The sequence below is a fragment of the Crossiella sp. SN42 genome (assembly GCF_023897065.1).
Lineage (GTDB): Bacteria > Actinomycetota > Actinomycetes > Mycobacteriales > Pseudonocardiaceae > Crossiella.
Genome location: NZ_JAMHIV010000013.1, coordinates 220,503 through 227,070 on the forward strand (window position 1 = coordinate 220,503; position 6,568 = coordinate 227,070).

Genomic DNA, 6,568 nt, shown 5'->3' on the forward strand with positions numbered 1-6,568 from the left:
GATCCCCGTTTGGTGTCAACGCGCACCGTCACTGTAGCGCGTCATCGATGTGATGACAAGTGGCGTGTCATCGGTAAGATGACGTCATGAACGACAACCCGGAGACCGCGCTGGCCGAGATCCGCGAGGTGCTGCTGGCCGCGCGAGCGGGCCAGGCCGAGGTGCCGCGACTGCTCGGCGCGCTCACCGCCCTGCGCGAGCTGCGCGAGGAGCTGAGCGCCTGGGAGCCCGAGCTGATCAACGCCGCCCGCGGGCACGGCGCCAGCTGGGCCGCGCTCGCGCCCGCGCTGGGCGTGGCCAGCAGACAGGCCGCCGAACGCCGCTTCCTCCGGCTGCGCCCCTCGGCCACCGGCGGGCTCACCGCGGAGGGCCGGGTGGACGCCGAACGCGGCAAGCGCGCAGGCGACCGCGCGGTGGCCGCCTGGGCCCGGCGCAACGCCGCGGTGCTGCGCCAGCTGGCCGGGCAGGTCAGCGCGCTGGGCGAGCTGGGCGGGGCCGGGCAGGCCCAGCTGGACCGGGTCGGCCACGCGCTCGGCGAGGACGACACCGCCAAGCTGCTGCCCAGCCTGCTCGAGGCCTACCCGTACCTGACCGGCGGGCACCGGGGGCTGGCTGAGCGGGTGCTGGCCATCTCCGACCACGTGGACCAGGTGCGCCGGGACGCCACCGAGGCCAGGGGGCGCTGACCGCCGCATATACGCTTCGTGGCCGCGTGCCGCCCGTCTCTGTCTGTCATGTCACCCGGAATGCACCAAGATCACCCTGTGGCGTCTTCTCCTGTGTACAGCGCGTTCTGTAAAGGAGATCGTCATGAACAACATTCTCCGGCGTGGCCTCGCCGCAGGGGCCGCGCTCGCCGCCACCGCCGCCGTGGGTCTGCTCGGTGCGGGCGTGGCGCTGGCCAACCCCACCGACCAGCCCTGCCAGGCGGGACAGCTGGACACCACCCTGGTGGCCGGCTCGCCCGGCGCCGGCCAGCGGTACGCCTCGCTGCAGTTCACCGCCAAGCCCGGCAACTCGTGCAAGCTGACCGGCCCGCTGCCGGTGACCCTCAACGGCGCGCCCAGCGTCACCGTGGTCCCGGACGCCGGCGAGGCCACGCCGGTCTACGTCACCTCGGGCAAGCCCGCGCACGTGCTGCTGCACTGGACCGGCATCGGCGCGCCCGAGCAGCAGCAGACCCCGGCCAGCGTCACCGTCGGCTTCCCGGCGCAGCGGCCCGGCTCCACCACGCTGCCCTGGAATCAGGGCCCGGTGGACGCCTTCGCCGAGGCGCACACCCTGCGCGTCGGCCCCGTGCAGGCCGGTCCGGCCGAGAGCTGAGCGGTGCCGCCTGACCGAGACCCTGCCTCGGTCAGGCCGGTCGCGGCGGCGGCCTCCTGGCGGGTGAACCTCGGCGCCGCCCGGAATAGTCAAGATCGGTTCCGGTGTTGCCCCGATGACCGACGCTGTCGAGGTGAAGGGATCAGTGGCATGCCGCTGACCGGCGAGTACGAGCCCAGCCCTACCGAATGGGTGCGCAAGCAGGTCGAGGAGTACGAGAGCTCGGGTGGCACCAAGGGCACCACCATGATGGACCTGCCGGTGATCATCCTGACCACCAAGGGCACCAAGTCCGGCAAGCTCCGCAAGACGCCGCTGATGCGGGTGGAGCACGACGGGGCCTACGCCGCGGTGGCCTCGCTCGGTGGCGCGCCCAAGCACCCGGTCTGGTACTTCAACGTCAAGTCCGAGCCGCTGGTGGAGCTCCAGGACGGTCCGGTGCGCAAGGACTACCTCGCGCGCGAGGTCACCGGCGAGGAGAAGGCGCTGTGGTGGGAGCGCGCGGTGGCCGCCTACCCGCCGTACGCGGAGTACCAGGAGAAGACCGACCGGGAGATCCCGGTGTTCGTGCTGGAACCGGTTCAGGACTGAGTTTACTGGACCAAGCGTTCTGGAATCTGCTACGGTTCTGACCATGGGCAGGACCAAGGAGTTCGACCCGGACGTGGCGCTGCGGGCCGCGATGGAACTGTTCTGGCGGCAGGGCTACGAGGCCACCTCCATGCAGGACCTCGTCGACCACATCGGCGTCAACCGGGCCAGCATCTACGCCACCTTCGGCGGTAAGCACGAGCTGTACCTGCGCGCGCTGGACCGCTACGCCGAGGACACCGACGCGATCATCCTCAGTGGACTGTCCAAGGCCGGTCCGGTGCTGCCCGAGGTGCGCGGCGTGGTGCGGCGCTACGTCCAGGACTCCTTGCAGGACCAGGAAAGACGCGGCTGCCTGGTCACCAACACGGCGGTGGAGCTGCTGCCCGGCGACCCGGCGGCCGGGCGCCGCGTCGAGCTCAGCCTGGACGGCCTGGAGCGGGTGCTCACCGGCGCGCTGATCCGCGCCCAGGACCAGGGCGAGCTGGCCGCGGACCGGGATCCCCGGGCGCTGGCCCGGTTCCTGGTCACCTTCCTGCAGGGCATCAGGGTGATCGCCAAGACACCCGACCCGCGCCGCCTGGCTGACGCCGCCGCGCAGGCCCTCTCCTTGCTCGACTGACCGGCCCCGGTTCGGGCCGGTCTTGCGCTGCCCTTTTATTGGAACGCTCATTCTGAAAAATGGAGACTACTGTGATCGATCAGTTCACCGACACCGCTCTTGCCGCCTCGCTGCCGGGGGAGTTCCGCAGCGAGCACGCCGAGGTCAACGGCACCCGGCTGCATTACGTGCACGGCGGCCAGGGCAGCCCGCTGGTGCTGCTGCCCGGCTGGCCGCAGACCTGGTGGCAGTTCCGCAAGATCATGCCCGCGCTGGCCGAGCGGCACCGGGTGATCGCGGTCGACCTGCGCGGCATGGGCGGCTCGGCCATCGCCGAGGACGGCTACGACAAGAAGACGATGGCCCGCGACATCCACGAGCTGATCCGCCACCTCGGCTTCGAGCGGGCGGCCGTGGCCGGGCACGACATCGGCGCGATGGTCGCGCACAGTCTGGCCGCCAACCACCCGGAGACGGTCAGCCGGATCGCGCTCATCGACGTGCCGCACCCGGACGAGAGCCTCAACGAGATCCCGATGCTGCCCCCGCACCCCGACCGCGTGCACCCGTGGTGGTTCGCCTTCAACCACCTGCACGGCCTGCCCGAACAGCTCCTGCGCGGCCGCTCCCGGCACGTCATTGACTGGCTCTACCAGGCCATGCTGCTGGACCAAGACAAGATCGACGACCACGCCCGCACCGTCTACGCCCGCGCCTACGACCGGCCGGGACGCGTCACGGCGGGCAACGGCTGGTACCAGAGCTGGCGGCAGGACATCGCGGACAACCACGGCTACCCGAAGCTGACCACCCCGGTGCTCGGCATCGGTGGCGCGCAGGGATATCACTACGCCACCGTGCGCGCGCTGCCCGCGCAGGCTGTCGAGTACGAGTTGGTGGAGATCCCGGAGTGCGGGCACTACGTGCCGGAGGAGCAGCCGGAGCGACTGGTGGCTGAACTGCTCCGGTTCTTCGCGGGCCAGTGATCGGCGGCGCGGTCGGGAGGTCCTCCGCCGTGGGGTGATCAGTAGCCTGCGTGGCATGAGTGTCAGCGTTGAGGTGCTGGGCGAGGTCACCGACGAGGTGCGGGAGGCGTTCGACCGCCTGCTGTCGCAGTTGTCCACCTCGGCCGCGCCACTCGACCACGCGGCGCTGGTCCGCCTGGCAACGTGTGAGACCAACACGGTCCTGCTGGCGCGCGGCGGCGGCAGGATCGTGGGCACGCTGACGCTGGTGATGTTCCCGGTGCCCTCCGGCCTGCGGGCGCGCATCGAGGACGTCGTGGTCGACGAGGCCGCGCGCGGCCGGCGGGTCGGCGCGGCGCTGACCGAGGCGGCGCTGCGCATCGCGCGCGAGGCCGGCGCCCGGACCGTGGACCTGACCTCCCGCCCGTCCCGCGGCGCGGCCAACCGGCTGTACGAACGGCTGGGCTTCCAGCCGCGCGAGTCCCGGGTGTACCGGTTCCCGCTCGGCTGAGTCGCGGCTCAGTTCGCCGGGTTGGTGGGCAAGGGGCCGGTGGTAGTCGAACGAAACGAAATGTGTTACGTTTTGTTCGATTGGGAGGTGGTGATGACGGTGACTTCGCAGCAGGAGACCTACCTGCCGCCGGTCGAGGGGCGGGCGCGGGTCGCGGATGTGCGCGACTTCCTGCTGGCGCATGTGACGGTGGAGCGCGAACGGCCGCCGTGCTTCCTCAGTGGCGCCACACCGGGTGACCGGGTCGAGTTGCCCGCTGAGCTCTACCAAGTGCTGCTGAAGGTGGCCGAGGCGTTGCAGAGCGGCCTCGCGGTGTCGGTGAGCCCGGTCTCGACCACGCTCACCACCCAGCAGGCCGCGGAACTGCTCGGGGTGAGCAGGCCGACCGTGATCAGGTTGCTGGACGGCGGTGAGATCCCGTTCGAGCGGGTTGGCAGCCATCGCCGCGTCCTGCTGCGCGACCTGCTGGACTACCGCGAACGCCGTCGGGCCGCCCAGTACGCCGCGCTGGAGGTCACCGCGGTGGATGAGGACGAGGACCTCGAGGCGTCCCTGCTGAGGCTGCGCGCGGCCCGTCGGGAGGTCGGCAGGCGGCGACGCGAGCAACCGTGAACGTCACCGCGGCGGTGCCGACCGGCATCCAGGTGCGGTCGCCGGCGGAGTTCGCCGCGGACGCCGTGGCGCTGCGGCCGGTCGCAGCCGTCACCGCGCTCGGGAAGATCGCCGCCCGGTCCGGGCGAACCGGTCCACGGCGGAGCGTGCCGGAACTCCTGGACCTGCTGGCGGACCGCTACGACATGGTCGCCGTGGCGGACCTGCTTCGTCCGTTCCGCCAGGGCGGGGGCTGAGTCGCGGCTCAGTTCGCCGGGTGCACCTCAAGGCAGTTGTCGCTGCCGAGCACCACCCGGCGGCCGGGGTAGGCGCGGGCGGCGATCTGCACGTCGCGTTCGTCGAAGAGGCCCTGGAAGATCAGCACTCCGTCGTACAGCTCCGCTTTTTCCACGGCGGTCGGCCAGCGGTGCTGGTAGACGTCGACGTCGATGGGCTCCGACGGCGGCGGCAGGTCCGGACCACGATGCATTCACCCAGTATCAACCGTCTGTCCACCCCCTGCCAGAGGGAATGGCGGGCTCCGGCGTCCGGCCAGCCGGGCTGCGCCAGACGGTCGACGGATTGACAGCGGAGTGGCCCAACGGTTTGCATTGTGGTCCGCCGCCATGTTGAGAGCGCTCTCTCGGAGTCTTCGGGAGCGTGCCCTGACCTCAACTGGAGGCTGCATGTCAACGAGGACGAGCCGACGGCTGCGTGCCACCGTCGCGCTGGCCACCCTCCTCGCCGCGGTCGGTGTCTCCGCGCCAGCGGTTCCCGCCACGGCCGGGCCCGCCGCCTGGGCGCAGGTGTGGAGCGATGAGTTCAACGGTCCCAACGGCGGCGGGGTGGACCGGAACAAGTGGAACTTCGACATCGGCAACGCCCAGGCCAACGGCTGGGGCAACAACGAGTTGCAGTACTACACCGACCGGACCTCCAACGCGGCCACCGACGGCGCGGGCAACCTGGTGATCACCGCGCGCCGGGAGACCCACGGCCAGTGCTGGAACGGCAGGGCCTGTGACTACACCTCGGCCCGGCTGCTGACCAAGGGCAAGTTCGAGCGGGCCTACGGGCGGTTCGAGGCCAGGATGAAGCTGCCCTACGGCCAGGGCATCTGGCCCGCGTTCTGGATGCTGGGCAACAACTTCCCCGGCACCCGGTGGCCGGACTGCGGCGAGATCGACATCATGGAGAACATCGGCCGCGAGCCCACCACCGTGCACGGCACCATCCACGGGCCCGGCTACTCCGGCGCCCAGGGCATCGGCGCGAGCAAGGCCTCGCCGGATGGGCGGCCGTACTCGCAGAACTTCCACACCTTCGCCATCGAGTGGTCGCCGACCGACATCAAGTGGTTCGTCGACGGTCAGCTGTTCCAGCGCCGCACCCCCGCGGACCTCGGCGGGCGCCGGTGGGTGTTCGACCACCCGTTCTTCATGATCCTCAACCTCGCGGTGGGCGGGAACTGGCCGGGCAACCCCGACGGCAGCACCGTCTTCCCGCAGCGGCTGACCGTGGACTACGTCCGCGTGTTCGAGTGGCGCTGACCGGCTGATGGCCTGTGCGGTCCTGGCCTGACCGGGGTGGGACCGCACAGGCGGTGTCCGGGGGATAACCTTGCGTCATGAGCGAGGGGTCCTGCTCACCCCGGCGTCGGTGGCGTCCGCCGCGCGATCTCTGGCTGGTGCTGCTGGCCGCCTGCCTGGTCGGCGGGCTGTACCTGCTCCAGCCCGCGCTGCGCGACGTGCCGCCGGAGAACGCGCCGCGACTGGCCAGCGCACAGGTCAACGACTGCGTGGGCACCTCGGACCGGGACTACGACGGCAACGCGCACTCGCACTTCCGGCCGGTGCCCTGCTGGTACCGCTCGGCCCGGTTCCGGGTGACCGGCATCGGCGTGCCCGGCCAGCGCGCGGCGGTCGAGGACTTCTGCCGGAGCTTCCCGGGCTGGGACGCCGGCCGCTGGGTGCCCGCGCCGCGTGA

General features: G+C 71.2%; 11 protein-coding genes. 10 read left to right on the plus strand and 1 reads right to left on the minus strand.

What is annotated here, in order from left to right:
* Nucleotides 1-86 precede the first annotated feature (86 nt).
* The 8 genes from M8C13_RS17715 to M8C13_RS17750 all read left to right on the plus strand — a co-directional run bounded on the left by M8C13_RS17715 (nt 87) and on the right by M8C13_RS17750 (nt 4,839).
* A complete protein-coding gene (locus M8C13_RS17715; protein ID WP_252481717.1) occupies nt 87-686 on the plus strand; it encodes an HSP18 transcriptional regulator in 600 nt (199 codons plus the stop codon).
* A 124-nt stretch (nt 687-810) separates the two neighbouring features.
* Complete coding sequence (locus M8C13_RS17720; protein ID WP_252481718.1) at nt 811-1,323, plus strand: DUF4232 domain-containing protein; 513 nt, start codon at nt 811-813, stop codon at nt 1,321-1,323.
* Nucleotides 1,324-1,473: 150 nt separating this feature from the next.
* The gene (locus tag M8C13_RS17725) at nt 1,474-1,914 is read left to right on the plus strand and encodes a nitroreductase family deazaflavin-dependent oxidoreductase (protein ID WP_252481719.1); all 441 of its coding nucleotides are present in this window, start codon (nt 1,474-1,476) and stop codon (nt 1,912-1,914) included.
* Nucleotides 1,915-1,957: 43 nt separating this feature from the next.
* Nucleotides 1,958-2,536 (plus strand): TetR/AcrR family transcriptional regulator, encoded by a 579-nt coding sequence (locus M8C13_RS17730; RefSeq protein WP_252481720.1) that lies wholly within the window; start codon nt 1,958-1,960, stop codon nt 2,534-2,536.
* Between the two features lie 71 nt (nt 2,537-2,607).
* Entirely contained in the window at nt 2,608-3,501 is an 894-nt protein-coding gene (locus M8C13_RS17735) for an alpha/beta fold hydrolase (protein ID WP_252481721.1), read from the plus strand.
* 55 nt (nt 3,502-3,556) lie between these two features.
* On the plus strand, nt 3,557-3,991 hold the full coding sequence (locus M8C13_RS17740) for an N-acetyltransferase (RefSeq protein WP_252481722.1): 435 nt from the start codon (nt 3,557-3,559) through the stop codon (nt 3,989-3,991).
* 93 nt (nt 3,992-4,084) lie between these two features.
* On the plus strand, nt 4,085-4,603 hold the full coding sequence (locus M8C13_RS17745) for a helix-turn-helix domain-containing protein (RefSeq protein WP_252481723.1): 519 nt from the start codon (nt 4,085-4,087) through the stop codon (nt 4,601-4,603).
* Nucleotides 4,600-4,839, plus strand: coding sequence for a hypothetical protein (locus tag M8C13_RS17750; protein WP_252481724.1), 240 nt, complete (start codon nt 4,600-4,602; stop codon nt 4,837-4,839). Before M8C13_RS17745 ends, M8C13_RS17750 begins: the two co-directional genes overlap by 4 nt.
* 8 nt (nt 4,840-4,847) lie before the next feature.
* Here M8C13_RS17750 and M8C13_RS17755 read toward each other — a convergent pair whose 3' ends face one another.
* Nucleotides 4,848-5,072 (minus strand): hypothetical protein, encoded by a 225-nt coding sequence (locus tag M8C13_RS17755; RefSeq protein ID WP_252481725.1) that lies wholly within the window; start codon nt 5,070-5,072, stop codon nt 4,848-4,850.
* Between the two features lie 196 nt (nt 5,073-5,268).
* Between M8C13_RS17755 and M8C13_RS17760 the strand changes: the two genes are divergently transcribed.
* A complete protein-coding gene (locus M8C13_RS17760; RefSeq protein WP_252481726.1) occupies nt 5,269-6,132 on the plus strand; it encodes a family 16 glycosylhydrolase in 864 nt (287 codons plus the stop codon).
* Nucleotides 6,133-6,209: 77 nt separating this feature from the next.
* On the plus strand, nt 6,210-6,568 hold a 359-nt coding region (locus M8C13_RS17765), incomplete at its 3' end, for a hypothetical protein (RefSeq protein ID WP_252481727.1).